General features: G+C 71.8%; 24 protein-coding genes. 8 read left to right on the top strand and 16 right to left on the bottom strand.

Annotated elements, in window-relative coordinates:
• Positions 1-16 precede the first annotated feature (16 nt).
• The 3 genes from V3C34_RS04935 to V3C34_RS04925 are packed head-to-tail and all read left to right on the top strand — an operon-like array spanning position 17 to position 2,786.
• Positions 17-751, top strand: a complete 735-nt coding sequence (locus V3C34_RS04935) for a hypothetical protein (protein ID WP_346008237.1) — start codon at positions 17-19, stop codon at positions 749-751.
• Positions 748-1,488, top strand: coding sequence for an SDR family NAD(P)-dependent oxidoreductase (locus tag V3C34_RS04930; RefSeq protein ID WP_346008236.1), 741 nt, complete (start codon positions 748-750; stop codon positions 1,486-1,488). The genes V3C34_RS04935 and V3C34_RS04930 overlap by 4 nt, the downstream gene beginning before the upstream one ends.
• Positions 1,488-2,786 carry a hydroxyacid-oxoacid transhydrogenase gene (locus V3C34_RS04925; protein ID WP_346008235.1) on the top strand — a complete coding sequence of 433 codons (1,299 nt, stop codon included), beginning with the start codon at positions 1,488-1,490 and terminating at the stop codon, positions 2,784-2,786. Before V3C34_RS04930 ends, V3C34_RS04925 begins: the two co-directional genes overlap by 1 nt.
• A gap of 39 nt (positions 2,787-2,825) precedes the next feature.
• On the opposite strand, the gene pdxH is transcribed toward V3C34_RS04925, so the two are convergent.
• Genes pdxH through V3C34_RS04910 form a run of 3 tightly spaced genes read right to left on the bottom strand, consistent with a single transcriptional unit; the run spans position 2,826 to position 7,511 of the window.
• Entirely contained in the window at positions 2,826-3,530 is a 705-nt protein-coding gene (gene pdxH / locus V3C34_RS04920; protein ID WP_068329134.1) for a pyridoxamine 5'-phosphate oxidase, read from the bottom strand.
• A gap of 10 nt (positions 3,531-3,540) precedes the next feature.
• The gene (locus V3C34_RS04915; protein WP_346008234.1) at positions 3,541-5,535 is read right to left on the bottom strand and encodes an acyltransferase family protein; all 1,995 of its coding nucleotides are present in this window, start codon (positions 5,533-5,535) and stop codon (positions 3,541-3,543) included.
• Positions 5,532-7,511, bottom strand: a complete 1,980-nt coding sequence (locus V3C34_RS04910; protein ID WP_346008233.1) for an acyltransferase family protein — start codon at positions 7,509-7,511, stop codon at positions 5,532-5,534. The genes V3C34_RS04915 and V3C34_RS04910 overlap by 4 nt, the downstream gene beginning before the upstream one ends.
• A 129-nt stretch (positions 7,512-7,640) precedes the next feature.
• Between V3C34_RS04910 and V3C34_RS04905 the strand changes: the two genes are divergently transcribed.
• The 4 genes from V3C34_RS04905 to V3C34_RS04890 all read left to right on the top strand — a co-directional run bounded on the left by V3C34_RS04905 (position 7,641) and on the right by V3C34_RS04890 (position 12,318).
• Positions 7,641-8,750, top strand: coding sequence for a citrate synthase 2 (locus V3C34_RS04905; protein ID WP_068326662.1), 1,110 nt, complete (start codon positions 7,641-7,643; stop codon positions 8,748-8,750).
• A gap of 22 nt (positions 8,751-8,772) precedes the next feature.
• Complete coding sequence (locus V3C34_RS04900) at positions 8,773-9,675, top strand: LppX_LprAFG lipoprotein (protein ID WP_346008232.1); 903 nt, start codon at positions 8,773-8,775, stop codon at positions 9,673-9,675.
• 55 nt (positions 9,676-9,730) lie between these two features.
• Positions 9,731-10,852, top strand: coding sequence for a phosphoserine transaminase (gene serC / locus V3C34_RS04895; protein WP_346008231.1), 1,122 nt, complete (start codon positions 9,731-9,733; stop codon positions 10,850-10,852).
• 83 nt (positions 10,853-10,935) lie between these two features.
• On the top strand, positions 10,936-12,318 hold the full coding sequence (locus V3C34_RS04890) for an ArnT family glycosyltransferase (protein ID WP_346008230.1): 1,383 nt from the start codon (positions 10,936-10,938) through the stop codon (positions 12,316-12,318).
• A gap of 174 nt (positions 12,319-12,492) precedes the next feature.
• Here the strand turns inward: V3C34_RS04890 and V3C34_RS04885 are convergent, their stop codons facing one another.
• The 10 genes from V3C34_RS04885 to mftA all read right to left on the bottom strand — a co-directional run bounded on the left by V3C34_RS04885 (position 12,493) and on the right by mftA (position 21,848).
• Positions 12,493-13,776: an MFS transporter gene (locus tag V3C34_RS04885; RefSeq protein ID WP_346008229.1), complete on the bottom strand. Its 1,284-nt coding sequence runs from the start codon at positions 13,774-13,776 to the stop codon at positions 12,493-12,495.
• The gene (locus V3C34_RS04880) at positions 13,773-14,210 is read right to left on the bottom strand and encodes a MarR family winged helix-turn-helix transcriptional regulator (RefSeq protein ID WP_346008228.1); all 438 of its coding nucleotides are present in this window, start codon (positions 14,208-14,210) and stop codon (positions 13,773-13,775) included. The genes V3C34_RS04885 and V3C34_RS04880 overlap by 4 nt, the downstream gene beginning before the upstream one ends.
• 165 nt (positions 14,211-14,375) lie before the next feature.
• The gene (locus V3C34_RS04875; protein WP_169701973.1) at positions 14,376-15,857 is read right to left on the bottom strand and encodes an NCS2 family permease; all 1,482 of its coding nucleotides are present in this window, start codon (positions 15,855-15,857) and stop codon (positions 14,376-14,378) included.
• 24 nt (positions 15,858-15,881) lie between these two features.
• A complete protein-coding gene (gene mftF / locus V3C34_RS04870; protein ID WP_346008227.1) occupies positions 15,882-17,336 on the bottom strand; it encodes a mycofactocin biosynthesis glycosyltransferase MftF in 1,455 nt (484 codons plus the stop codon).
• Positions 17,333-18,094 (bottom strand): mycofactocin-coupled SDR family oxidoreductase, encoded by a 762-nt coding sequence (locus tag V3C34_RS04865; RefSeq protein ID WP_245634803.1) that lies wholly within the window; start codon positions 18,092-18,094, stop codon positions 17,333-17,335. The genes mftF and V3C34_RS04865 overlap by 4 nt, the downstream gene beginning before the upstream one ends.
• Positions 18,095-18,129: 35 nt before the next feature.
• Positions 18,130-18,813, bottom strand: coding sequence for a mycofactocin biosynthesis peptidyl-dipeptidase MftE (gene mftE, locus V3C34_RS04860; protein ID WP_338538809.1), 684 nt, complete (start codon positions 18,811-18,813; stop codon positions 18,130-18,132).
• On the bottom strand, positions 18,810-20,075 hold the full coding sequence (mftD, locus tag V3C34_RS04855; RefSeq protein ID WP_346008226.1) for a pre-mycofactocin synthase MftD: 1,266 nt from the start codon (positions 20,073-20,075) through the stop codon (positions 18,810-18,812). The genes mftE and mftD overlap by 4 nt, the downstream gene beginning before the upstream one ends.
• A gap of 66 nt (positions 20,076-20,141) precedes the next feature.
• Complete coding sequence (gene mftC / locus V3C34_RS04850) at positions 20,142-21,350, bottom strand: mycofactocin radical SAM maturase (RefSeq protein ID WP_346008225.1); 1,209 nt, start codon at positions 21,348-21,350, stop codon at positions 20,142-20,144.
• Positions 21,347-21,703 (bottom strand): mycofactocin biosynthesis chaperone MftB, encoded by a 357-nt coding sequence (mftB, locus tag V3C34_RS04845; protein ID WP_338538812.1) that lies wholly within the window; start codon positions 21,701-21,703, stop codon positions 21,347-21,349. The genes mftC and mftB overlap by 4 nt, the downstream gene beginning before the upstream one ends.
• 4 nt (positions 21,704-21,707) lie before the next feature.
• Positions 21,708-21,848 (bottom strand): mycofactocin precursor MftA, encoded by a 141-nt coding sequence (gene mftA, locus V3C34_RS04840; protein WP_346008224.1) that lies wholly within the window; start codon positions 21,846-21,848, stop codon positions 21,708-21,710.
• 101 nt (positions 21,849-21,949) lie between these two features.
• Here mftA and mftR point away from each other — a divergent pair, with 101 nt between their 5' ends.
• The gene (mftR, locus tag V3C34_RS04835; protein WP_346008223.1) at positions 21,950-22,540 is read left to right on the top strand and encodes a mycofactocin system transcriptional regulator; all 591 of its coding nucleotides are present in this window, start codon (positions 21,950-21,952) and stop codon (positions 22,538-22,540) included.
• Between the two features lie 27 nt (positions 22,541-22,567).
• Here the strand turns inward: mftR and V3C34_RS04830 are convergent, their stop codons facing one another.
• From V3C34_RS04830 to V3C34_RS04820, 3 genes are read right to left on the bottom strand one after another with little or no spacing between them, the layout of a single operon-like run.
• Positions 22,568-23,494, bottom strand: coding sequence for a zinc-binding alcohol dehydrogenase family protein (locus V3C34_RS04830; protein ID WP_346008222.1), 927 nt, complete (start codon positions 23,492-23,494; stop codon positions 22,568-22,570).
• Between the two features lie 2 nt (positions 23,495-23,496).
• Complete coding sequence (locus tag V3C34_RS04825) at positions 23,497-24,126, bottom strand: carboxymuconolactone decarboxylase family protein (protein WP_170307589.1); 630 nt, start codon at positions 24,124-24,126, stop codon at positions 23,497-23,499.
• Positions 24,123-25,340, bottom strand: a complete 1,218-nt coding sequence (locus V3C34_RS04820; RefSeq protein WP_346008221.1) for a CoA transferase — start codon at positions 25,338-25,340, stop codon at positions 24,123-24,125. Before V3C34_RS04820 ends, V3C34_RS04825 begins: the two co-directional genes overlap by 4 nt.
• Between the last annotated feature and the right edge of the window lie 24 nt (positions 25,341-25,364).

Genomic DNA, 25,364 nt, shown 5'->3' with positions numbered 1-25,364 from the left:
TCGCTAGGTTGGGGTGGTGCACACCACAGCCGAGACGACCACCGTGACCGCGCGCCACGCCGGCCCTCCCGGGTGCGGCAACGGCGGCTGGGTCAGCGGCCTGCTCACCGAACGACTCGACGATCTCGTCCCCGCCGAGGGGGACCTGACCTCGGCGACGGTACGCCTGAGCGCCCCGACGCCTCTCGAGCGTCCACTGCGGTGGGAGGTCGACGGGTCGGTCGCGGACGGCCCCGACCTGGCCGTGCACCTGCTCGCCGGGGAGACGCTGCTCGCCACCGCCCGCCGGAGCGCTGCTCCCGACCTCACGATCCCCGCGCCCGTGTCGCTCGAGGAGGCCCGGGCTGCGTGGGGTCGCTTCGACGCGGCCGGCCACCCCTACCCCGGGTGCTACGTGTGCGGGCCCGACGCCGAAGGGGGTCTGGGCGTCTTCGTCGGACCGGTCACCGGCCGCGACGACGTCCTCGCCTCCCCCGTGACCCTCACCGAGGAGGGACTGCCGCCGGTGCTCGCGGCGCTGGACTGCCCGGGTGCCTTCACCGTCGGCTTCGGCGAGGAGGCGCTGCTGCTCGGGACCTTCACCTCGACGGTCCACGCCGAGGTCCCGCTCGGGCGTGAGCTCGTCGTCATCGCCTGGGAGACCGGGCGCGAGGGCCGCAAGCGCCACACCGGCACCGCCCTGCTCGACGGCGAGCGCGTCCTCGCCTCCGCCGCCGCCACCTGGATCGCCCCCGCCGAGGAGACCTCATGACCCGCCCCCTCGCCCTCGTCACCGGTGCCAGCTCCGGCATCGGCGCCGCCACCGCCCGGGCCCTCGCCGCTGCCGGCCACGAGGTCGTCTGCGCAGCCCGGCGCACCGAGCGGATCATCGAGCTCGCCGCCGAGATCGACGGCCGCGCGGTCACCTGTGACGTCACGGACGCCGCCTCGGTCGGAGCACTCGCTGCCGAGGTCGGCGACCGGCTCGACGTCCTCGTCAACAACGCCGGCGGCGCGTACGGCCTCGACCCGGTCGCCACCGGGGACGTCGAGGACTGGCGGGCCATGTACGAGACCAACGTCATCGGGACCCTGCGCGTGACGCAGGCGCTGCTCCCTTCGCTCGTCGCGGGTGAGGGGATCATCGTCAACGTCGGCTCGACCGCTGGACGCACCTCCTACGAGGGCGGCGCCGGGTACACCGCCGCCAAGCACGCGCTCGCGACGATGACGGAGACCATGCGCCTGGAGCTCGTCGACCAGCCGGTGCGGATCACCGAGATCGCGCCGGGCATGGTGCACACGGAGGGCTTCTCGCTGACGCGGTTCAAGGGTGACGCCGAGCGCGCGGACCAGGTCTACGCGGGCGTCGCCGAGCCGCTCGTCGCGGAGGACGTCGCCGATGCGATCACGTGGATGGCGACCCGCCCCAAGCACGTCAACGTCGACCTCATGGTCATCAAGCCACGCGCGCAGGCCGCTGCGCACAAGGTCCACCGGGAGTCCTGATGATGCTGCCCACCCCGAGCACGCCGGAGACGGTCTTCACCTATGCCGCGCCGAGGTTGAAGTTCGGTCCCGGCGCGATCGCCGAGATCGGTCACGACGTGGGTGCGCTCGGTGCGCGCTCGGCCCTCGTCGTCACCGACCCGCGTCTGGCCGCGACCGGTCACCCGGAGCGGGTCGCCGAGGCCCTGCGCTCGGCCGGGTTGCGCGTCGAGGTCCACGACTCCGCCGCCGTGGAGCCGAGCGATGCGTCGCTGGCTGCCGCTGTTGAGCGGGCGAAGGGGGCGGCCCCCTTCGACGCCGTCGTCGCCGTGGGTGGCGGGTCGAGCATCGACACGGCCAAGGTGGTCTCCCTGCTCCTCACCAACCCGGGCGAGCTCATGGACTACGTCAACGCGCCCGTCGGTGGCGGTCGTGCGCCCGAGCAGCCGGTGCTGCCGGTCGTCGCGGTCCCGACGACGACGGGCACCGGAGCCGAGTCCACGACGGTCTGCGTGCTCGACGTGCTGGCAGCGAAGGTCAAGACGGGCATCAGCCACGAGCGGCTGCGCCCCGTCCTCGCGGTCGTCGACCCGGAGCTCACCGCGACCCAGCCGCCCGGGGTCACCGCGTCGGCCGGCATGGACATCCTCTGCCACGCCCTCGAGTCGTGGACCGCGCGGCCGTACACGAGCTACGAGCACAAGAGCGCCGGGCAACGGGTGCCCTACTGCGGGTCCAACCCGATCGCGGACCTCTACGCGGAGAAGGCGATGCGCCTCCTGGCCGGCGCCTTCCGCGGGGCCGTCTCGGGCGACGAGGCGGCGCGCACCGACATGGCGCTCGCGGCGACCTTCGCGGGCATGGGCTTCGGCAACGCGGGGGTGCACGTGCCGCACGCCAATGCCTACCCCGTCGCGGGTCGGGTCCACGACCTGGGCTCGGACTTCCGACCAGACGGGTACGACGTGGACGAGGCGATGGTCCCGCACGGCATGGCGGTCGCGTCGACCGCACCTGCTGCCTTCGCGCTGACCTTCGAGGCCGACCCGCAGCGGCACCTGGCAGCCGCCGGGTGGCTGGACCCGGGGGGGCTCGACGCGGACGTGCCCGAGCCGGAGCGCCTCTCGGCGGTCCTGCGCCGCCTCATGCGCGACATCGGCCAGCCGTCCGGTCTGGCCGAGCTCGGTTACGGCGAGGCGGACGTCGACGGCATCGTGTCGGGGACCATGCAGCAGCAGCGGCTCCTGGCGACGGCGCCTCGCGAGGTCACCGAGGAGGACATCGCCGGCGTGGTGCGGGCCTCGATGCACCACTGGTGAGGCGGCCGGCTCGGCGCCCACCCGGTCTCCGGGGCGGGGTCAGGGCTGCAGCCGCTCCACCCGCCACGCGCTCGCCACGTCGAGTCCCCCTTCGCCGACCCGCGTCCAGCGGAAGCGGTCGTGCAGGCGGTTGCTGCGCCCCGCCCAGGCCTCGAGCTCGTCCACGACGATCCGCCAGCCACCCCAGTCCGTCGGTCGCGGCACGTCCTGCCCCTCGTACCGCGCCTCGACCTCGGCCCAGGCCCGCTCGAGCGGCTCGCGGCCCTCGACCGGCTGCGACTGGTGGGAGACCCACGCGCTGAGCTGCGACCCGCGCGGCCGCCCGGCGAAGTACGCGTCGAGGTGCGCGTCGTCGACCCGCTCGGCCCTCCCGCGGAAGCGGACCGCGCGGAACATCGCCGGCCAGGTCAGCGTCGCCGCGACGAAGGGCGTCGCCTCGAGCTGCCGGCTCTTCGTCGACGCCAGGCTCGTGACGAACCCCGGCCCCACCGGGTCCAGGAAGCGCATGAGCACCGTGCGCACGTCCGGGCGCCCGTCTGCGTCCACCGTGGCCACGGCGAAGGACAGCGGCTCGGGCACGTCGCCGCGATCGACCTGACGCGCCCGGGCCTGCTCGACCCACGACGTCACGAGAGCGAAGGGAGCGCCCGGCACCTCCCCTTCGGACAGCCCCTCGCCGGAGTAGTCCACGTGGTCCGGCGACGGCGGTGTGCGGGGGATGATCCCGTCGGGCGAGGCGCTCATGGGCGCCACACTACGACGACGACTGCGATGCCTCGACGACCCGCGGCGTCAGCCAGGTCCACACGGACGCGGCGCCGGCCGGCGAGAAGTGCACGGTGTCGCTGTAGAGCGGCACACCGTTGATCTCGGGCGTGAAGCCGTCGGCGCACAACGGCTCCCACAGGTCGAGGACGTCGCGCCGGACGCCGGCGGTCGGCTCGGCGCCGTCTCCCTCCCCCTTCGCCCACTGCGTGACGGTCTCGTTGACCCACGCGATGTTGACGGGGTCCGAGACCGGGCCGGCGAACTGCCGCAGCGACGGGTCGAGCCTGTCGGGGTCGACCTCGCGGCAGGGCATCGTCGTGACCTGCACGTGCGTGACGCCGGCCTCGTGCGCCCGCCGCTCGATGTCGGTGAGGGTGCGGCGGACGAGCGCCGCGTGCTCCGGGGTGCGGGAGCCGATGGTCTGCCCGTCGACCTCGTGGTCCCCGATGAGCTGCGCACCGGGCAGGACGAGCAGGTCGCTCGCCCCCGCCTGGCGCACCTTGCCGGGCCACTCCTCGCGCCACCGGTCGCACGAGGCGTCCTCGGGCACGGGCTGGCCGCCGGAGAGCATCGGGGCGTCGACGAGGTCGCAGCCGATGCGCGACTGGCTGGTCATCGTCACGCCGGGGTAGGCATCGGCCTGCCAGCCGTCGGCGAGCGAGACGCCGACCGAGTCGCCGAGCAGCGCGAAGGAGACCGGTGGGTCGGCCGCGGTGAAGTCGCCGTCGGATGCGACGAGGGGCGGGACGTCGAGGTCGTCGCGGCTCACCGGACGGGTGAAGACGAAGCCCGCGAGCAGCGCCACGGCCCCGACCGCAGCGACCGGCACCGTCCACCGCGGCGGCCCGGTCCGCCGCGGCACCAGCACGCCGAAGCCGTGCCGCAGCACCGGCACCTCGAGCCAGCGGAAGGAGACGAAGGCGACGACGACGGTCACGGCGAGCTGCACGGCCACCGACAGCGCGAGCGGCAGCCCGTCGAGCACCGGACCGAGCCAGAGATGGATCGGCCAGTGGTAGAGGTACAGGCCGTAGGTCATCTGGCCGAGCAGGACCGCGGGCCCCCAGCTCGCGAGCCGGTTGAGCGCCATCGGCCGCGGGTCGGTCGCGGAGACGCCCATCATCGCGGCGCCGATCGCGAAGAGCAGCATGCCGCCGCTCGTGAAGAGCCACTCGCTGCGCGGCCCGACGACGAAGAAGGCCGAGAGCGAGATGAGCAGGCCGACGACCCCGATGGCCTGGGTCGCGGCGAGCGAAGGGCGCCGCCCCGGTCGACCGCGGTGGTCCCGCCCGAGGAGCACCGCCACCCCGGCACCGACGAGCAGCGCCTGCGCGCGGGTGTCGGTGCCGTAGTACAGCCGGGCGAAGTCGACGCCCTGACCGGCCAGGTGGGCGGTCCAGACCGTCGACGCGACGGCGAGCGCGCCGACGACGACCAGGCGCGCGGTGCGGCTGGTCCGGAAGAGGGCGAAGAGCGCGAGCACGAGCAGCGGCACGAGCAGGTAGAACTGCTCCTCCACGCCGAGGGTCCACGCGTGCTGCAGCGGCGAGGGGTTGCCGACCTGCTCGAAGTACGCGTCGTCCCGGCCGATGAGTCGCCAGTTCTGCACGAAGAAGAGCGAGGCCAGCACGTCACCGGCGTCGCGGTGCCGGTGGGCCGAGCCACCGAAGAGCGAGGCGACGAGCACCGCGCCGCACACGACGACGAGCGCGGGCACGAGCCGCTCGGCCCGCCGCCTGTAGAACCGCACGACGTCGATGCGACCGGTCTGCGCCCGCTCGGAGATCAGCAGCCGGGTGATGAGGTACCCGGAGAAGGCGAAGAAGTGGTTGATGCCGACCCAGCCGCCGACGAGCGCCGTGACGCCGAAGTGGTAGAGCAGCACGAGGGTGACGAAGAGCCCGCGGTACCCGTCGAGGGCGGCGAGGCGCTGCGTGCCGGCGGAGGTCGTGAGCTCACCGGTGAGACGGGACCACCTCACGGCCGCGCCTTCGCGTAGTTGTCGCTGACCTCGCCGAGCAGGTAGCTCCAGACCATCGGCGTCGCCTCGGGCGAGAAGTGCAGGTAGTCGTTGAAGACCTGGATGCCCTCGATCCGGTCCGGGTAGCCGTCGGAGCACAGCGCGCCGTGCAGGTCGACGAGCTCGACGTCGTCGTGGCCGGCCGCCCAGCCCTTGACGAGCGCGTTGATCCGGCGGGGGTCCTCGTACTCCTTGACGACCTCGGGGCTGGAGTCGAAGACGACGCGGAACTCCTCGGGGATCGACTCGCGGTTGGGCTTGCGGCAGGGGACGTTGACGATCTGGACCTGCTCCGCGCCGGCGTCGAGGGCCTCCCTTCGCACCGTGTCGAGGCGGTCGGTGATGAGGGCGCGGTACTCCCGGTCGTCGAGCCAGAGGCGCTCGCCGTCGACGACGTGCGGCACGGCGAGCAGCGGCGAGGCGAAGACGAGGAGCACGTCGTCCTGCGCGCTCTCGAAGCGGCCGGGCCACTCCCGCTTCATCTGCGTGCACAGCTCCTCGTTGCCCATCTGGAACCCGGGGGCCCAGCTCATCGGCTCGGAGAGGAGGTCGCAGCCCTCGCGCGAGTAGTTGTGCAGCTCGACCCCGGGGAAGGTCTCCCGCGGGAAGCGCTCGGTGAGGAAGAAGGGGACGGAGTCGCCGTAGACGCCGATCCGCGCCGGCTCGTCGGGCGCGTACGTCGACTGGCCGCGCACGATGTCCGGCGGCGGGCCGGCGGGGACGACCGCGGCGACCTCGGTGTCGTTGCCGTCCTGCGGGGCGCTCTGGGCGACGGCCAGTCCGCCACCGGCGAGCAGCGCGATCGGCACGACGACGGCGACGGCGGGCGTGCGGCGCAGCGACGGGGCGATCCCCCGCACGCCGTGCTTGATGACCGGGCGCTCGAGGTGCTGGTAGCTCAGGTGCGCGATTGCGACGGTGAGCACGGAGCACAGGACGAAGTCGACGATCGCGTTGTCGGACAGGCGCCCGTCGCCGACGGCCAGCCAGATCGGCCAGTGCCACAGGTAGAGCCCGTAGGACAGGCGCCCGGCGTAGGCCAGCGGGCGCCAGCCGAAGACGGTCTGGACCCAGCTCGGCCGCTCGTCGACGCAGGCGATGACGAGCAGCACGCTGCCGACGGCGAAGAAGAACATGCCGCCGAGGTTGAACATCCACCCGGAGTACGGGTCGACGACGACGAAGGAGAAGACGCTCGAGACCACACCGACGACCCCCGCGACCGCGACGACGGGCCGGGAGAAGGTCGGGACGGCCCCGCCGCGGCCGGGCGCGAGCCAGACGCCGAGGGCCGCTCCGAGGAAGAGGGCCTGGGCGCGGGTGTCGGTGCCGTAGTACACGCGGGGGTAGTCGCTCGCGTCGTGGAAGCCGACGACCGCGGTCCACACGGCCGAGGCCACGGCGGCGAGGAGGAGGACGAGCGTGATGAGGCGTCGCGAGCGCGCCACGGCCATGAGCCCGAGGACGACGAAGGGGACGAGGACGTAGAACTGCTCCTCGATCGCCAGCGTCCAGGCATGACGAAGGGGGGACGCCCCGCCCGCGGTGCCGAAGTACTGGTCGCCGTCGGCGACGAGTCGCCAGTTCATGACGTAGCCGAGGGTCGCGAGCACGTCCCCGCCGATCCTGCGCCGCACGGTGTCGTCGGCCCACACGACGGCGTAGGTGATGACGAAGGCGAGGACGAGGAAGAGCGCCGGCAGCAGGCGCCGGGCCCGCCGCCCGTAGAAGGCCAGGGCGTCGATGTCGCCGCGGGTGACCTTCTCCTCCACGAGCAGACGCACGATGAGGAAGGCAGAGAGGACGAAGAAGAGGTTGATGCACACCCACATGCCCGCGAGCTGGTCCACCCCGAAGTGGTAGGCCATGAAACCGAGCATGAAGAGCCCGCGGACGCCGTCGAGCGCGGGGCTGTACCCCAGGCGGGAACGTGCCACGGCGGGCTCCTCGTGGATCGTGGGAAGGTGGCCGCCGGAGCGGCTCCGGGCATGCTACCGGCCGGTCCTCTCCAACGAGAGTGCTTCAATGAGCACGAGCACAGCCGTTGACCAAGGGAGGCAGCATCCATGTCCGACACCGATGTCAAGCACGGCCTCGAGGGCGTCGTCGCGTTCGAGTCGGAGATCGCCGAGCCGGACAAGGCCGGGGGTGTCCTGCGCTACCGCGGGGTGGACATCAACGACCTCGTGGGCAAGGTCTCCTTCGGGCGGGTCTGGGGCCTGCTCGTGGACGACTCCTTCGACCCCGGCCTGCCGCCGGCGGAGCCCTTCCCGCTCCCCGTCCACAGCGGTGACATCCGGGTCGACGTGCAGTCCGCCCTCGCACAGCTCGCGCCGCTGTGGGGCTTCAAGCCGCTCCTGGACATCGACGACACCCAGGTCCGTGACGACCTGGCCCGCGCCTCGGTCATGGCGCTGTCCTTCATCGCCCAGTCGGCCCACGGCCAGAACACGGCGATGGTGCCGCAGGCCCGGGTCGACGAGGGCAGGACGATCGTCGAGCGCTTCATGATCCGCTGGCGCGGCGAGCCCGACCCCAAGCACGTCGAGGCCGTCGACGCGTACTTCATCTCCGCCGCCGAGCACGGGATGAACGCCTCGACCTTCACCGCCCGCGTCATCGCCTCGACCGGCGCCGACGTCGCGGCCTGCCTCTCCGGCGCGGTCGGCGCGATGTCCGGCCCGCTCCACGGCGGTGCCCCCTCGCGCGCCCAGCACATGATCGAGGGCGTCGAGCGCACCGGCGACGCGACGAAGTACGTCAAGGACGCGCTCGACCGCAAGGAGCGCCTCATGGGCTTCGGCCACCGCGTCTACCGGGCCTACGACCCGCGCGCGGCCGTCCTGCGCGAGACCTGCAGGCGCCTCGGCGCCCCCCGCTACGAGGTCGCCCTCGAGCTGGAGAAGGCAGCGATCGCCGAGCTCGCGGACCGCTACCCGGACCGCAAGATGGAGACCAACGTCGACTACTGGGCCGCGGTGCTGCTCGACTTCGCCGATGTGCCGGGCGAGATGATGACCCCGCTCTTCGTCTGCGCCCGCACCGCCGGCTGGTCCGCGCACGTGCTCGAGCAGAAGCGCACCGGTCGCCTCATCCGCCCGAGCAGCAACTACATCGGCCCCGGCCCCCGCGACATCACCGAGGTCCCCGGGTACGACGCGCTGCCGACCGTCTGACCACGGGCGACGAAGGGGACACATGCGCACGACCTCGCTGACGATCGTCGCTGCATCCGCGGCGCTCGCCCTGGCCGCCTGCGGTGGCGACGGCGGACCCGGCCCGACGGCCGGGTCCGGGGCGAGCTCGACCGACGCGGCCACCTCGGCATCGTCCGGGGACTCCCCTTCGTCCACCGGGGGGCGCTCGAACTCCTCGACGCCCACCCCCGGGACCGCCGACCCCTCCTCGGCCACGTCGACGTCCTCGAGCACCACCGCCGGCTCGTCGACGGCGGCCCCGACGGCGACCTCGACCTACACCGGCACGCCCTTCGACGCCCGGGAGTTCGCCGACAAGCTCGAGGCGGCCGTCGCTGCCAACCCGACGGTGCACATCGACGTCGAGGCGACCCTCGGCGGCCAGCAGGCCACGACCGCGACCGGCGTGCAGGACCTCGAGGCCGACGCCCTCGACATGGACGTCGACCTCAGCGGTCAGGAGCTCGGCTACCGGCTCGTCGACGGCCAGTACTACCTCGAGCAGCCGCCCAAGTGGGTCCGCGTAGCCAAGGGCTCGGGCAACCCGCTCGTCGAGCAGACCCTCGACCAGGTCAACCTGCTGAGCATGCGCAGCCAGCTCGACGCCTTCGTCGCGGGGGTCGAGAAGGCGGGCACCAAGGGCGAGGAGGACGTCGACGGGACCACGACCACGCACTACACCGCGCAGGTCGACACCGACAAGGCCTTCGCCGAGCTCGGCATGGAGCGCGGCGACGGTGTGCCCGAGACGGTCGTCTACGACGTGTGGCTCGACGAGGACGACCTCATCCGCAAGATGTCCTTCGACCTCAACGGCCTGGAGGCCACGCTCACCGCCAGCAGGTGGGGCGAGCCGGTGACGATCGACGAGCCCAGGCCCTCGCAGATCGCCAGGGGCGGCTGACCCACCCGTCGGACCGGTTGGGCCGAATCCACCGTCATGCGCCAAGATCCTTGTCGTGGCTGACGACATCACGATCCCCGAGGAGCTGCGCCCGCGCGAGGGGCGCTTCGGCTCCGGTCCCTCCCTCGTGCGTGCCGAGCAGGTCGCGTACCTGACCTCCATCGCCTCGACGGTCCTCGGGACCTCCCACCGCCAGGCGCCCGTGCGCGCGATCGTCGGCGGGCTGCGCGAGGGACTCGGCGAGCTCCTGTCCCTGCCGGACGGCTACGAGGTGGTGCTCGGCAACGGCGGGTCGACCGCGTTCTGGGACATCGCCGCGCTCGGCCTCGTCCGCGAGCACTCCCAGCACCTCGTCTTCGGCGAGTTCTCGAGCAAGTTCGCCGCGGTGACGCGCAAGGCCCCCTTCCTCGCCGATCCCGACCTGCGCTCGGCCGACCCGGGCTCGCTCTCCTCCCCCGAGGCCGTCCCGGGCGTCGACGCCTACGCCTGGCCGCACAACGAGACCTCCACCGGTGTCATGGCGCCCGTCGTGCGCCCGGCCGGCGCGGACGAGGACGCGCTCGTCCTCGTCGACGCGACCTCCGGCGCCGGCGGTCTGCCCGTCGACATCTCCCAGACCGACGCCTACTACTTCGCCCCGCAGAAGTCCTTCGGTGCCGACGGCGGCATCTGGTTCGCGGTCCTGTCCCCCGCAGCCATCGCGCGCGCCGAGGACCTCGCGGCGAGCGGCCGGTGGATCCCGGACTTCCTCTCCCTCACCGCGGCGATCGACAACTCCCGCAAGGACCAGACCCTCAACACGCCCGCCGTGGCGACGCTCGCGCTCATGGCGGAGCAGGTGCGGTGGATGAACGAGTCCGGGGGGCTGGCCTTCACGTCGGGCCGCACGGCCGACAGCTCGTCGCGGATCCACGACTGGGCGACGAAGGGGGATGCCACGAGCCTCTTCGTGACCGACCCGGCCGCCAGGTCGCAGGTCATCACGACGGTCGACTTCGTCGACGACGTGGACGCGGCCGCGATCGCGGCGACCCTGCGCCGCAACGGGATCGTCGACGTCGAGCCCTACCGCAAGCTGGGGCGCAACCAGCTGCGCATCGCCACCTTCCCGGCCGTCGACCCGGAGGACGTGTCGGCCCTGCTCGCCTGCGTCGACTTCGTGCTGGAGCGACTCTGACCCTGCGCCCCCGGGCGCGACACCTCGCCCTGCTCACCGCGAGCGGGCTCGGGGCCTTCACGGTCGGGTGGCGCCTCGACGCGGTGCACCTGCGCGGCGACGAGCTGTTCTACCACGAGGCCGCGCTCGGGCTGCTCGAGGGCGACTGGCTCGTCAACGCCCAGCACCCACCGCTCGTCAAGGAGCTCATGGCCCTGGCACACCTGGCGCTCGGTGACACGCTGGTGGCCGACCGCCTCCCCTCGGCGGTCGCGACGTGGCTCACCGGGCTCGTCATCGCCGTGCTCGTGTGGCGGATCGGACGGCCCGGGCGCTGGAGCACCGTCGCCGGCGTGGTCACGGCGCTGGTGTGGTGGGCGCTGCCCTTCGCGCCGGGGCGCACGGCGACGCTCGAGGCCGTCATGGGGTTCTTCATCGCCGCGGCCCAGCTCGCCTGGCTGCACGCGGTCGCGCGACGGCAGACCCGCTGGCTGCTCGTCGGCGGTGCCCTCACCGGGCTCGCCGCGGCCTGCAAGATGACCGGCGCGGTCGCCCTGCTCGGGCTGCTGCCGGCAGCGGTCGCGCTCCGGGGGCCACGCGGGTCGGCGCGGGTCCTCCCCTTCGCCGTGGGGGCCGCGGTCGTCGCCGGGCTGGCCTGGCTCTTCCCCTTCGTGCCGATGGACGGCGACGCCGTCGCGGCGATGACGACGCCGGTGACCTTCCAGCTCGAGCACGCCGAGGCCGGCCACGCCGTCGTCGTGGCCGGCGAGACCCACCAGCACGCGCCGATCTGGTCCTCGCTGTGGTTCAGCGTGGAGCGGCTCGGGGTGCCGGTCGCCGCAGGTCTCGTCGTCGCGCTGCTCGTCGGGTGGGTGCGGCACGGGCTGCGGGCCACCCCGGTCGGCGTGACCCTGCTGGGTCTGGTCCTGGCGCTCTCCCTCTCCCCGGTGCAGCTGCCGCACTACCAGTACGTGTGGTGGCCGCTCCTCGTGGCGCTCGCGGGCGCCGGTCTGGCCCCGAGCTCGGGCTCGCGCTCGGGCAGACGGGCCGTCGCTGCGACGGTGGTGGCTGCGCTGGCGCTGCTGCCCGCCGTCCGGCTCGGTGTCGAGCAGGTCGAGGTCGTGGCCCGGACCCAGCCCTCCGGCCTCGTGCTGGCTCCGGACGTCGTGCGCGCCGAGGTCCCTGCCGGCACGACCCTCACCGTCTGGGCGGACCCGTGGACGGTCAGGACGGCGCTGCCCGAGCGCCACCTGACCACGCGGATGCCCGGCTCCCTCGCACCCCGGGCGCTGCTCGTCGACCCCGCCGTCGCGCGCGGCTCCGCGGCGACGGACCTGGACCTGTGGCGGTCCTGCCGACCGGTGGGCTACGAGGAGCACGAGATCGGCGAGCTGCTGCTCCTCGTGCGCCGGGCCGACCCGCACCCGGCCTTCGAGCCAGCGCCGCGCTGCCTCCCCCTGCTCCCCCGCCCCATCGGGTCGAGGTAATACCGACCGGCTATCCGGTCGGTCGCCCTTCGTCCCGTGTCACCTCGAACTGACGAAGGGGGGCGCGGCCGCGCCCCCTTCGCCGCCCGGGGGGCTAGAGGAAGGCGGAGAGCACCGCGACGAGGACGAGCGACCCGAGCACGAGCCAGGTCATCGTGCGGCGGAAGCGGGGGGTCACTGGGCGGCCTGCGGGATGTCGTGGGTGGGTGCGGAGGAGACCCGGACCCTCGGGCGGCGTTGGCTGGAGTACGTCACCTCCACATTCTCGTGCCGAGCCAGCCAGGTCGACACACCGACCAGGGTGATGGCCATCGCGATCGCCCCGATGCCGATCGTCCACCGCGGCCCGAGGACGTCCCCGACCCAGCCGATGATCGGGGCGCCGAGGGGCGTGCCGCCGAAGAAGATGGCCATGTAGAGGGCCATGACCCGACCGCGCATCACCGGATCGGTGCGCATCTGGACCATCGCGTTGGCCGTCGTCATCGCCGTGAGCGCGGTCAGGCCGCAGGCGGCCAGCGCGATGGCGAAGGTCACGTAGGTCGGCGCCAGCGCGGCGCCCGTCGCGGCGAAGGTGAAGCCGACCATCGAGGTGAGCAGCACCCGCAACCGCGGCTCGCTGCGGCGGGCGGCCATGAGCGCGGCGCTCAACGAGCCGACCGCCATGATCGAGCCGAGCAGGCCGTAGTCCTGCGCCCCGCGGTCGAAGACCTTGGTCGCCATGAGCGCGATGGTGATCTGGAAGTTCATGCCGAAGGTGCCGAGCATGAAGATCAGCACCATGACAAGGACGATGTCGGGCCGCCCGCGCACATAGCGCAGGCCCTCGAGCGCCGAGCCGCGCCCGGTCGCGCGCGGTGCCGGCGTCAGCTCGCTCGCCCGCATGAGCAGCAGCGCGATGATCACGGAGACGAAGGTCAGGCTGTTGGCGAGCAGCGCCTGCCCCGAGCCGACCCAGGCGATGACGAGGCCGGCGACGGCCGGACCGATGAGCCGGCCGAGGTTGAAGGACGCGGAGTTGAGCGCCACGGCATTGGCCAGCCGCTCCCGCGGGACCATCTCGGCGACGAAGGTCTGTCGGGCCGGGTTGTCGAAGGCGGTCGCGACGCCCGTGAGCAGCGCCAGGCCGTAGAAGTGCCACAGCTGCGCGCTGCCGGTCACGACGAGCACACCGCCGACGAGCGCGCTCAGGCCGAGGAGGGTCTGCGTCAGCAGCAGCAGGACGCGCTTGGGGTAGCGGTCGGCGACCGCGCCGGTCCACGGAGCGAGGAGCAGCATCGGCAGGAACTGCAGTCCCGTGACGATGCCGAGCGCGCTCGCGGAGTGGTCGGTCAGCTCGGTGAGCACGACCCAGTCCTGGGCGACGCGACCCATCCACGTGCCGACGTTGGAGACGAGCCCGCCGCTCGCGTAGATGCGGTAGTTGCGGATCGAGAGGGAGGCGAAGGTCGGGCTCAACGGGCCGCGATCCTGCCGAGGATCTCGGCGGCGACCTCGAGGGCCTGCCGCTCCTCGCGGGTCAGCTCGGCCACCCGCTCGGACATCCAGCGGTCCCGGCGCCGACGGGTGCGCTCGAGCGTCTCGCGGCCCTCGGCGGTGAGCTCGAGGAGCACCCGGCGCCCGTCCTGCGGGTCGTCATGGCGCTCGACGAGGCCGTCGTCGACGAGGCAGCCGACGGTGCGCGTCATGCTCGGGGCGGAGACCTTCTCGACGTCCGCGAGCGCGCGGGGGGTGAGCGGGCCGCCCTCGAGCCGGGCCAGCACGGAGAAGTGGTGCGGCGCGACCTCGTCGGTGCTCTCGAAGCGGATCCGGCGGCTGATGCGCATGCATGCCAGGCGCAGGTCCTCGCTGAGCGAGCCCACTCCCTTCGCCCTCGTGGTCGTCTGGCTCACGGGTCTCCCTTCGTCTCGCAACAAGTTAGCACAACTCATTACCCGTGCTAACTATTCCGCCCCTGTGTGCATTCCCCTAGGGCAATGCACACCTGAACCCGCATTGCCCTAGGGGAATGCGGGTTCAGGTGCGGGTCGGACCCCGCGGAGGACGAAGGGGGGAGGTCAGCCGACCCCGAGCATCCCCTTGATCGGGTCGATCGCGAAGTAGAGGACGAACAGCGCGGCCACGAGCCACATGAGCGGGTGGATCGCCGCGGCCCGGCCACGCACGGCCTTGATGAAGACGTAGGTGACGAACCCGGCGCCGATGCCCGCGGTGATCGAGTACGTGAACGGCATGAGGATGATCGTGAGGAAGGCCGGGATCGCGATCTCCAGGTCGTCCCAGTCGATCTCCTTGACCTGCTGCATCATCAGGAAGCCGACGAGCACGAGCGCCGGGGTGGCGGCCTCGTACGGGACGACCGAGACGAGCGGCGACAGGAAGGTCGCGAGCAGGAAGAGCACGCCGGTCACGACCGAGGCCAGGCCCGTGCGCGCCCCCTCGCCCACACCGGAGGCGGACTCGATGTAGCTCGTGTTGGAGCTGACCGACGCGGCACCACCGGCGGCGGCGGCGAGGGAGTCGACGATGAGGATGCGCTGCGAGTTGGGCGGGTTGCCCTCCTCGTCGAGCAGGTGGCCCTCGGCACCGACGGCGACCATCGTGCCCATCGTGTCGAAGAAGTCCGCGAGCAGGATCGTGAAGACGAGCAGCATCGCCGAGACGATGCCGATCTTCTCGAAGGACCCGAGCAGGCTGAAGTCACCGAGCAGGCCGAAGTCGGGCGCCGCGACGAGCGAGCCCGGGATGGTCGGGACGTTGAGGCCCCACCCGGTCGGGTTGACCAGCTCGCCCTTGCTGTTGGTCTGCGAGCCGATGTCGAAGACCGCCTCGACGACGATCGCGAGGACCGTCGTGCCGAGGATGCCGTAGAGGATCGCGCCCTTCACCCCGCGCACGTGGAGCGTGACGATGATGAAGAGGCCGATGACGAAGACGAGCAGCGGCCAGCCGGCGAGGAAGCCGCCGACGCCCAGCTCACCGAGGGGACCGCCCGCGGCCTTGCGCACGAAGCCGGCGTCGACGAGACCGACGATGGTGATGAAGAGGCCGATGCCGACCGAGATCGCGGTCTTCAGCTGCGGCGGCACGGCGTGCAGCACGGCCTTGCGGAACCCGGTGAGGACGAGCAGCAGGATGATCAGGCCCTCGAGGACGACCAGGCCCATCGCGTCTGCCCACGTCATCTCCGGCAGCTTGGCGATGCCGAAGGCGACGAAGGCGTTGAGCCCCAGACCCGCCGCGAGCGCCAGCGGGTAGTTGGCGACGACGCCCATGAGGAGCGTCATCACGCCGGCGACGAGCGCCGTGGCGGCCGCGACCATCGGGAGGTTGGGTGCGTCACCCCCGCCGAGGAAGCCACCCGTCGAGTCGGCCTGGGTGCCGATGATCAGCGGGTTGAGGACGACGATGTAGGCCATCGTGAAGAAGGTCGCGAACCCGCCGCGGACCTCCTGCGCGACCGTCGAACCTCGTTCGTGGATCTTGAAGTACCGCTCGATCGCGGAGGCCTCCACCGGAGGCGCAGCAGGGGTGGTCATGGGTGCACATCGTATTCTCGCGCGTCACGGCCGTGCACACCACCTCCGGCGCACGTGATACCGGCCTCTGACGATCCGGGGTCGCAGGCACTGCAAGGAGCGGCCTCTCAGCGCACCGATCCACACTCCCGCACCGTAAGCGAGGTCGTCCAGACGTCGTCCCAGGAGACGGGTCAGGGGGTCCGGACGTGACTCCTCGGCGAGGGCGACGACTGCATCGACCAGGAGGGCGCTCACGAGCGCGCGACGAACAGGTCGGTACACGAGGGCCGACCCGGCGGAACCCGGCCACCAGTGCCTGACCAACAGCGCCGACTCCTGACGAACCGCCCAGACCAGACCCGACCCGGCCAGGCGCCAGGCGAGCACCTCTCTCCCGGGTGCGGCCGGGATGGCTGTCCGCACTGCACGCTGGCCCAGGACCAGGGCGAGCATCGCGAGCGGCACCGACCACCAGCGGCGACTGAGCAGCGCGGCAGCGGCGAGGCCGCTCACCGGGCTGAGGACAGCGGGCGCCACTGCGTCGCCGTGCCGACGACCCAGCTCCGCACTTCCTGTGCCGTAGAGGAACTTGCGACCCAACCAAGCCCGGATGGTTCCGCGCACGTCGTGGTGGGCCACCAGGGACGGCTCGTAGCGGACGACGTGGCCGACGTCCAGAAGTCGCCACACGAGATCGACGTCCTCGCCGAGCCTCATCTCGGGCGCAAAGCCACCGATGACCTTGTCCCGCAGCACATCAGTGCGCACGACCAAGCAGGCGCTCGGTAGCCACCCGACAGCGGCGCCGGGTCGGACCTGGCCGCTGCGCAACCCCAGACCCAGGGACCCGGCCACCACGTCGTAGAGCTCGAACCACCTGGGCCGGCCGCTGCGCGCCACACCGTGGATCAACGGACCGACGGCCGCCACCTGCTGGTCGGAGAAGTGACGGCACAACCCGAGCAGCACGTCCGGGCGGACCACCACGTCCGAGTCGACGAAGCCGACGAAGGGGGTCTCGACCCTGAGCAGTCCCATGTTGCGCGCGGCTGCGGGACCACGGTTGGACGTCAGCGCGACGAGCTGCGCCCCGTGCCGTGCAACGACCTCGGCGACAGCTCGGGGCTCGTGCGACGCGTCATCCACCACGACGACAGCCAGGCCCTCGAGGGCCGTCAGACAGCGGTCGAGCTGCTCGAGACGGTCCCTGACGGGTACGACCACGGTGATGTCGGAAGGGGTGGCCGCACGGAGCCCGACCGGGTCCGCGAGGTTGCCGTCGAGCAGGCGCTGGGCGACGACTGCAGCGGGCCCACCCGCCGCATCCGTGATCGTCACCCGGCCTTCGTCCACCAGCCGGGCAGCTGTGGACGACAGGGTCAGTACCCGAAGGGGGGACCCACCGACGAGCACGAGGCTCCCGTCAGCGCGCGGGAGCCACCGCACATCGGCTCGGATCCGAGCCCCGGACCCCGGCGGCAGCCGCGGCACCGTCATCCTCCGAAGCCGCCGTCAGCAGCCACCACGGACCCGTTCAGGACCGCGCCCGCGGATGAGCAGGCGAAGGCGATGGTCGCCGCAACCTCCTCCGGTGCAAGGGCTCGTCGCAGGAGCTGGTGGTCGGCGAGATCCTCCGGGCTGACCCCGTAGAGGTCTGCTGTGGCCCCCAGCATCGCGGTGCGAGTCGATCCGGGCGAGACGGCGCAGGCAGTGACACCCGTACCCACGAGGTCCGCAGCGAGCCCCTTGACCAGCCCGACGACGGCGTGCTTGACGGTGGTGTAGGCGGCGAGGCAGTGGAGTCCGTGAGAACCGGCCGCTGATGCCACGGCGACGAATCGACAGCTCGCCGGATCGAGTCCGGCGAGCATGGCCGGCACGCTGGCGGCGGCGGTGTGCCACACGCCGGTGACGTTGATCTCCCACTGGAGCGCGAGGCTCTCGTCCTCCCACAGCGGCACCCCACCAGCGACCATTCCGGCCGCGGCGACGGCCACGTCGAGCCGGCCCCAGGTCTCCAACGCCGCCCGGACGCCCTCGTCGAGCACGGCCGGGTCCCGGACGTCTCCGACGAGGGGCAGGACCGCGCCGTCGACGAGGTCGTCGACGAGCCGAGCGAGATCTGCACGGGTCGCTTGGGCGTACCCCACAGGGGACCGCTCACCAACGCACCAGTCGACGGCAACCACCCGGAAGCCGTCGCTGACGAGCTGACGAACCGTCGCCGCGCCGATCCCCCGGGCGGCACCAGTCACCAACGCGACCCGATCACCATCCACACCCTGGACCCTCATGACCGCATCCCTGCGCCAAGTCGCTGCAGTGCACGGGCGACCATCTGGTCGAGCAGCCGGGCACCCTCGTCGGAGGTCGCCCCGTGCGGGTCCCCCAGGACCCCGTTGGGGGCGACCTCCCGGACACCCTCGGCGCGCAGGACGGGCAGCACCTCGGCCAAGGGGTGCGTCACGCCCGCCTCGGCCAGGTCCAGCCGCACCCGCGCCGGATCGAGGTGGAGCATCACAGAGGTCTCGACCCGTCCGGCGTGAGCATCAAGACCTGCGCCGCAGCAGGGGTCTGGAGCGCAGGGCACCCACGCCACGTCTCTCCCTTCGGCCTGCAGCTGTCTCACGGAGGCACTGACCGCCTCGTGGTTGCCGCCGTGCCCGTTGACGAGGACCACGCGGCCGGCCCAGGTGGTCAGCGAGCGGCCGAGCTCGACGAGCACGGTCGTGAGCGCTGGCGTCCCGATCGAGACCGTTCCGGGGAAGTCCTGGTGCTCTCCGCTCGCCCCGAAGGCCACGGCAGGCGCGACGAGGCCCCCGAGCGCCGGCGCGAGCCCACGCGCCACCGCGACGGCGACCACCGTGTCGACGTCGAGCGGCAGGTGTGGGCCGTGCTGCTCGGTCGACCCGATGGGCACCAGCACCAGACCCCCCTCTGGGACCTCCGGCCAGCACGCGTCGGCGAGGGTCATCCGGGACAGCTGACGTCCGCGCGCTCGGCCGGCATCCCGAGCGCCCTGTGGAAGCCGTCAGGGATCAGCAGGTGCTCCGGACGCAGCTCGTCGATCGACGACAGACCGAGACCCATGAGCGAGGAGTCGATGCCGGAGCGGAAGATGTCGAGCACGTTCTCGACACCGGCCTGCCCGTTGGCCCCCAGTCCCCAGAGAGAGGCCCGGCCGATGAGCACGGCGCGCGCACCGAGCGCGAGCGCCTTGACCACGTCCGAGCCTCGTCGCACGCCACCGTCGAGCAGCACCTCGACCTGGTCACCGACGGCCTCCGCGATGGGGTTGAGCACACGGATCGTCGCCGGGGTCCCGTCGAGGTTGTTGCCGCCGTGGTTGCTGACCGAGATCGCGTCGACCCCGACGTCGACGGCCCGCAGTGCGTCGTCGACCCGGCAGATGCCCTTGAGCATGAAGGGCGTTCCGGAGATCTCTCGCCAGGTCTGGCCCATCCACGCGACGTCCTGCCACGTGGCTGGCGCAGTCGTCATCCACTCGGAGTACGCCCCGAAGAAGGTCGGCGCCTCCCCGCGGGTGCCGTCGGCCAGGGTCGGCGCGAGGTTGGGCACGGTGAGGTCGGGGATCGCACCCGACCGGGCAAAAGAGGCGAGCCAGCGGGGCTTGGTCGCGACGGCCGGCGCCATCCGGACCATGGTGCGCAGATCGACCTTGTCGGGGATCTCCGGGCTACCCCAGTCACGCCCCATCGAGAAGGACCAGTCGAGCGTCGCGATGAGGCCCTGGGCGCCCGCAGCGTGCGCACGCTGCATCCGCTGCACGACGACGTCCCGGTCGCCGGTCCAGTACATCTGGAAGAGGGTCGCCGGGTTGGCAGCCACGACCTCCTCGACCGACTTGGAAGCGAAGTTGGACAGGCCCATGGCCGTCCCGCGCGCGGCAGCGGCTCGAGCCACGGCGACCTCGCCATCGGGGTGGACCGCTTGGACACCGGTCGGGCTGATGATCACGGGGAGGCTGACCGCCTGTCCCATGACCGAGGTCGCGAGCGTGCGCTCGGCCTGCTGACCCACAACGTGCGGCGCGACGCCGAGCTCTCGGAAGGCTGCCTCGTTGTCGGCCACTGTCTGCCCGCGTTCCGACCCGGCCAGCAGCGCGTCGTAGACGGGTTTGGGCAGTCGTCTACGAGCGCGCTTCTGGGCGACGGCGACGGACTCGAACCACGGGTTCTGCTTCCAAGGGTTGTCCAACCAAGCGGGACCGGGCATGAAGTGTTCTCGGTTTCTCTCATCGTGCAGGGGAAGGGGGCAGCGCGAAAGGGGGACGTCACCCGCTCATCGGGGCACGAAATCAGCCAGCGGCGACTCGGCGCAGGCGCTGACCGGTGCGCGCACCGCCACCACGCTCGATGCGTCGTCAGGTCGACGCCCCAGCGCCAGGAGCACCGGAGCTCGCTTGCTGGGGGTGGTGCGCGAGTGGTCCTGGCTGGTGGCGGGGACGGCCCGCTCTCCGGCCAGGGCGAGCTCGCCGCCTCCCTGGACACACTCGGGATCAGGACCGTCGAGCGGCAGCCCGGTGAAGAACTTCGCCGCCATGCAACCGCCACGGCACGAGTCGTAGTGGGCACAGCTGGCGCACGTGCCGCCGGTCTGCGGCGCCCGCAGGTCGGCGAAGAGCCGAGAGTTGTGCCACACACCGGCGAAGCCTCCTTCGTCCTGCACATTGCCGGCGAGGAAGGAGCTGTGGATCGCGAAAGGACACGCGTAGACGTCGCCGACCGGGTCGATGAGGGAGACGACTCGGCCTGCGCCGCAGAGGTTGAGCCCCGGCAGCGACTCCCCGAACGCAGAGAGATGGAAGAAGGAGTCCCCAGTCAACACTCCCTCGCCGTGGGCGATGAGCCAGTCGTAGAGCTCGCGCTGCTGCTCGGGCCGCATCCGCAGCTCTTCCCAGATGTCAGCGCCACGCCCGCTCGGGCGTAGCCTGGTCAGTCGCAGGGTGGCGCCGTAGCGGTCGGCGAGCGCCTTGAGGTCGTCGAGCTGGCCGACATTCTCGCGGGTGCAGACGACGCTGATCTTGGCATCGCGGAAGCCCGCCGCAGCGAGGTTCTCGAGCGCCTGGATCGCCATCGCGTAGGAGCCCTCGCCCCGGACCCGGTCGTTGACCTCGGGGGTCGCGCCGTCGAGCGAGATCTGCACGTCGACGTAATCGGTGCCGGCCAGCCATCGCGCGCGGTCAGGGGTCAGGCGCACGCCGTTCGTCGAGAACTTGACCCCGACGTCGTGCGCGACGGCGTACTCGACGAGGTGCCAGAAGTCGGGCCGAACCGTCGGCTCGCCACCACCGATGTTGACGTAGAAGACCTGCATGGCCTGCAGCTCGTCGATCACCGCCTCGCACTGCTCGGTGGTCAGCTCGCGGGGGTCGCGGCGGCCGCTGCTCGAGAGGCAGTGCGCGCACTCAAGGTTGCACGCGTACGTGAGCTCCCAGGTGAGGCAGACGGGTGCGTCGAGCCCACGCTCGAAGTGCTCGACGAGCTTCATGCCGACTCCTTGGCCGTGCTGGTCGCGACCTCGTGCCGCGGAAGGATGACGCCGGCCGCCGCGAGCGCGTCGAGTGCCTCGAGATAGGCCGCGTGCTGGGGGGTGGGGACACCGACGGCGACGAGCGTCGAACGGACGTCGGCGTGCTCGCCCAGGCCACGCACCAGAGCGACGAGCCCGGGTCGCTTGAGGAAGGTCAGCCGTCGGTTGTCGAAGTTGTAGGCCAACGCCCCGAAGGGCTCGGGCCGCAGAGCGACCGACGGGGCGAGTGACCATGCGCGGTCCAGGGTGACCGTCAGGCGCCTTGCCGGGACGTCGTCCTCGAGGCAGGCCCCGATATCGATGCTGGACATCGGCTCAGTACACGCCGCACATGCCGTCGATGGAGACCTCTTCGACGAGGTCCTCGACCGTCAGCTCGTCGCGCTGCTCGCTGGAGCGCTCGTCGCGCTGCTGGTCGACGAGCTCTGGAGCAGGAGTCTGGGCCGGGACCGTCATGGTGACCTCTCGGGGATCGTCGTTGATCGATGGTGACCCGAACTTTATGGCACAGAGGGCAGAAATGATAGGGGCGTCGTCCGCCTTGATACGTTCCGGGTATGCCTCGAACGCCTGCACCCCGCGGACGGCCATCGATCATCACTCATGGCGAGATCGAGGACGCCGCCTTCCGCCTCTTCGCCCAGCAGGGTTTCGAGGCCACGACGCTTGACGCCATCTCCGCCGAGGCAGGCGTCGCGCGGCGGACGCTCGCGCGCTACTACCCGTCCAAGAACGACATCCCGTGGGGGCAGTTCGACCAGACCTTGGAGGATTTCCGCGCGATCCTCGAGTCGCTCCCTTCGTCCCTGCCTCTCTGGCAACGGGTACACCAGGGGGTCCTCGCCTTCAACACCTACCCGGACGAGGTCCTCCCCGCCCACCGCCAACGCCTCGAGCTGATCCTGCGCACACCCGCCCTGCAGGCTCATTCAGCGCTCCGCTACGCGGAGTGGCGCCAGGTGATCGCCGATCACGTCGCGACAGACCGAGGCGTGGATCCGACGTCGTTGGAGCCACGGCTGGTCGGCCGGGTCAGCCTCGCCCTGGCGGTCACGGCCTATGACCAGTGGCTCGACCACCCCGGCTCCGACCTGCTGGCGCTGCTCGACGCCAGCCTCTTCGCCTTGCGGGCCCACTTCGACGGCTGACCCCGGCCGCCGAGGGATGCGTCCGGCTCAGCGGATGTCGACGATGACCTTGCCGTGGGGGCTCGCCACCTGCGCCTGCCAAGCGGCCGCAGCGTCCTCTAGCGCATAGTGCGTGGTCGGCATCGACAGGTCGACCTCGGTCGACAGCTGGAGCAGGCGGCGCCAGATCTGCTCGCGCTCGGCGGGTGGCCGCTGACCAGTGCCGATGGTCGTCAGGGTGCGGAAGAGCAGCGCACCCGGCCCGAGCGTGACCTGGCGGCCGGCGAGGGTGCCGGCGTTGACGATGCGCGCACCCCAGCGGGTGGCGGCGATCGCCGCCTCCAGCGGCGCCCCGTAGACGAGGTCGAGCACTGCGTCGAAACCATCGCCGTCGCTCGCGTCGCGCAGCCGCGCGGCATCGTCCTCACCCGTCAGGGTGACGACCTCATCGGCGATGCCGGCCGACTTGAGGTCGGCCAGCGCATCCGCATCCCGAGCGGCCGCCACGACCCGGCCCGCGCCGAAGTGGCGGGCCAGCGGGAGCGCGATGCGACCGAGCGCACCCGTGCCGCCGACGACGAGCACGCAGTCCCCCGCCTCGATCCTGGTCGCTTCGAGGGGCAGCAGCGCACCTGTCCCGGCGATGGCCATGGTGATCGCGGTCGCATCGTCGACACCGTCCGGCACCTGCCAGACCTCGGGCACTGGCACGACTGTGCGCTCGGCCAGCGCGCCGAAGGGGAGGACCGAGCGCTCGCCGAAGTAGACCCGGCGTCCGTCCTGGTCGCGCCCCACCCCTTCTCCCCGCACGACGCAAGGGAAGTCAACGGACTCGCGATAGGCACCGACGACGTCCCAGCCGCCGAGCCCGGCGGTGTCGACGTCGATGAGAACGGCACCCGCCTGCTCCGAGGGCTCCTCGTGCTCGACGACCACAGGGGTGCCGCCGCGCTTTTGCAGGACTGCTGCTCGCATGTTCATTTCTCCTGGTCCGGGGCCCCGGTGCCGGGGCGTGGTGGAAGGGGGGCGACGCGGGCGTGGTAGCCCTCGGGCGGGATGTGCAGGGTGTCGACGACGCGCGCCACGTGCAGGTACCAGCTGAGCGTCAGGACGACCTCGACAAGGGCCTCGGGGTCCAGGTGCTCGGCCGCGGCCTTCCAGGTCGCCTCTGCCACTTTGCCCTGACCGGCGAGATCGTCGGTCAGGGCAAGCACCGCTTGCACCGCGGGCGGGTAGTCCGCCCGGTGAGCCGACCACTGGGCGATGTGGGCCACCTGCTGCTCGCTAGCCCCCTCGACGGCGGCGAGGCGGACATGGCTGCACCACACGTACTCGCTCTGGGCGAGGTAGGCGCAGCGCAGGATCGCGAGCTCGCGCAGCGCCCGGTCGCTGTGCGCCTGCGCTCGGAGCGCCCAGGCCGCGTCGATCCACCCCTGCAGCTGGGCGGGCGCGTTGCCGAGCGCCTGGTAGAGGGTCGGGACCCGACCGGTGGTCGCCGTGACCTTGTCGTAGATGGTCCGCAGCAGCGCGTCCCCGTCGGCGTCGGCCCGCAGGGGTACGCGCGACGCGGGGGCGGTGAGGTCCGTCGGGGGCACTGACCGGCTCACGTGATCACCCCTCGCTCCTTGAGGCCGATGAGGTCGTCCCAGTCGTAGCCGTGGTCAAGCAGGATCTCCTCGGTGTGCTGACCGTGCTCCGGCGCGCCGGTCGGCTGGGCGGGCTGCTCGTCGAACTGCACCGGGTTGGCCACGAGGGCCAAGGACCTGCCGCTCGTCGTCTCGACGACCGGCAGGTAGCCGTTGGCGGCGACCATCGGGTCGTCATGGACCTCGAGAGGGGTCTGGAGCGGCGACCAGACCCCTTCGATGGCTGCGAGTGCATCGCGCCATTCGTCGAGCGTCCGGCCGAGGAAGACCGCCTTGAGCGCCTGCGTGCAGGCCGCCGAGTTGCGCTCTCTCGCAGCGTGATCGATGAACCGCGGGTCGTCGGCGAGCTCGGGGCACCCCATCGCGTCGACGAGCTCGGCCCAGTATCGGTCCGACTGCAGCATGGTGAGGTTGAGGTGGCGACCGTCCCGGGTGGGGTACATGCCGACCGTCGGGTTGATCATCGCCTCGGGGTCGTAACGGTGCACCCCTTCCTCGGGGAAGAGCGGCGCCGACGCGATGTCAACCGACAGGTTCCACATCGCGAGGTTGAGCAAGGAGACGTCGACGACGCTGGGTTCCCCCGTGCGTTCGCGGTGGAAGAGCGCCGCGGTCAGGCCACCGGCGATCGTCAAGCCGCCCATCACGTCGCCGAAGGCCGAGCGCATCCGCACGGGGTAGGACGCATCGGGCGGGGTGACGGCGTAACCGATGCCGCCGCGCGCCCAGTAGGACGAGCTGTCGAAGCCGCCCTTGTGCGCCTCCGGGCCGCGCTGCCCGGCGCCGCTGCCTCGGGCGTAGACCATCGTGGGGTTGTGCGCCCGGATGTCGGCGACGTCGATGCCCAGGCGGGCCCGGGCATCCGGCAGGAAGTTCGTCAGGAAGACGTCGGCGTCCTCGCAGAGCCGGTAGAGGATCGAGCGCCCCTCGTCCGTGCCGAGGTCGAGACCGATGGAGCGCTTGCCCCGGTTGGGCACCTCCATCATGTAGTTGGCCCCGCCCGTCTGCTGCGGGAGGAACCTGGAGTTGACCAGCCCCCGCTGCGCATCGCCGGTGACCGGGTGCTCGACCTTGATGACATCGGCGCCCCACTCCGCCAGGGCCGCTCCTGCCGAGGGGACGAAGGTCCACATCGCCACCTCGATGACCCGGACCCCGTCGAGAACGTTGCCCATCTGCCCTCCTCGCCTGCCCGGGTG

It is taken from the genome of Janibacter terrae (assembly GCF_039636765.1).
GTDB lineage: Bacteria > Actinomycetota > Actinomycetes > Actinomycetales > Dermatophilaceae > Janibacter > Janibacter terrae.
Note: the sequence above shows the minus strand (reverse complement) of the source record. Positions and strands in the feature narration are given on the sequence as shown.

Excerpts from the sequence above, each read along its gene's own strand:
- V3C34_RS04930 (WP_346008236.1), top strand. The coding sequence starts at position 748 with ATGACCCGCCCCCTCGCCCTCGTCACCGGTGCCAGCTCCGGCATCGGC.
- V3C34_RS04925 (WP_346008235.1), top strand. The coding sequence starts at position 1,488 with ATGATGCTGCCCACCCCGAGCACGCCGGAGACGGTCTTCACCTATGCC.
- pdxH (WP_068329134.1), bottom strand. The coding sequence starts at position 3,530 with ATGAGCGCCTCGCCCGACGGGATCATCCCCCGCACACCGCCGTCGCCG.
- V3C34_RS04905 (WP_068326662.1), top strand. The coding sequence starts at position 7,641 with ATGTCCGACACCGATGTCAAGCACGGCCTCGAGGGCGTCGTCGCGTTC.
- V3C34_RS04900 (WP_346008232.1), top strand. The coding sequence starts at position 8,773 with ATGCGCACGACCTCGCTGACGATCGTCGCTGCATCCGCGGCGCTCGCC.
- V3C34_RS04875 (WP_169701973.1), bottom strand. The coding sequence starts at position 15,857 with ATGACCACCCCTGCTGCGCCTCCGGTGGAGGCCTCCGCGATCGAGCGG.
- mftF (WP_346008227.1), bottom strand. The coding sequence starts at position 17,336 with ATGACGGTGCCGCGGCTGCCGCCGGGGTCCGGGGCTCGGATCCGAGCC.
- mftE (WP_338538809.1), bottom strand. The coding sequence starts at position 18,813 with ATGACCCTCGCCGACGCGTGCTGGCCGGAGGTCCCAGAGGGGGGTCTG.
- mftD (WP_346008226.1), bottom strand. The coding sequence starts at position 20,075 with ATGCCCGGTCCCGCTTGGTTGGACAACCCTTGGAAGCAGAACCCGTGG.
- mftC (WP_346008225.1), bottom strand. The coding sequence starts at position 21,350 with ATGAAGCTCGTCGAGCACTTCGAGCGTGGGCTCGACGCACCCGTCTGC.
- mftB (WP_338538812.1), bottom strand. The coding sequence starts at position 21,703 with ATGTCCAGCATCGATATCGGGGCCTGCCTCGAGGACGACGTCCCGGCA.
- mftA (WP_346008224.1), bottom strand. The coding sequence starts at position 21,848 with ATGACGGTCCCGGCCCAGACTCCTGCTCCAGAGCTCGTCGACCAGCAG.
- mftR (WP_346008223.1), top strand. The coding sequence starts at position 21,950 with ATGCCTCGAACGCCTGCACCCCGCGGACGGCCATCGATCATCACTCAT.
- V3C34_RS04830 (WP_346008222.1), bottom strand. The coding sequence starts at position 23,494 with ATGCGAGCAGCAGTCCTGCAAAAGCGCGGCGGCACCCCTGTGGTCGTC.
- V3C34_RS04820 (WP_346008221.1), bottom strand. The coding sequence starts at position 25,340 with ATGGGCAACGTTCTCGACGGGGTCCGGGTCATCGAGGTGGCGATGTGG.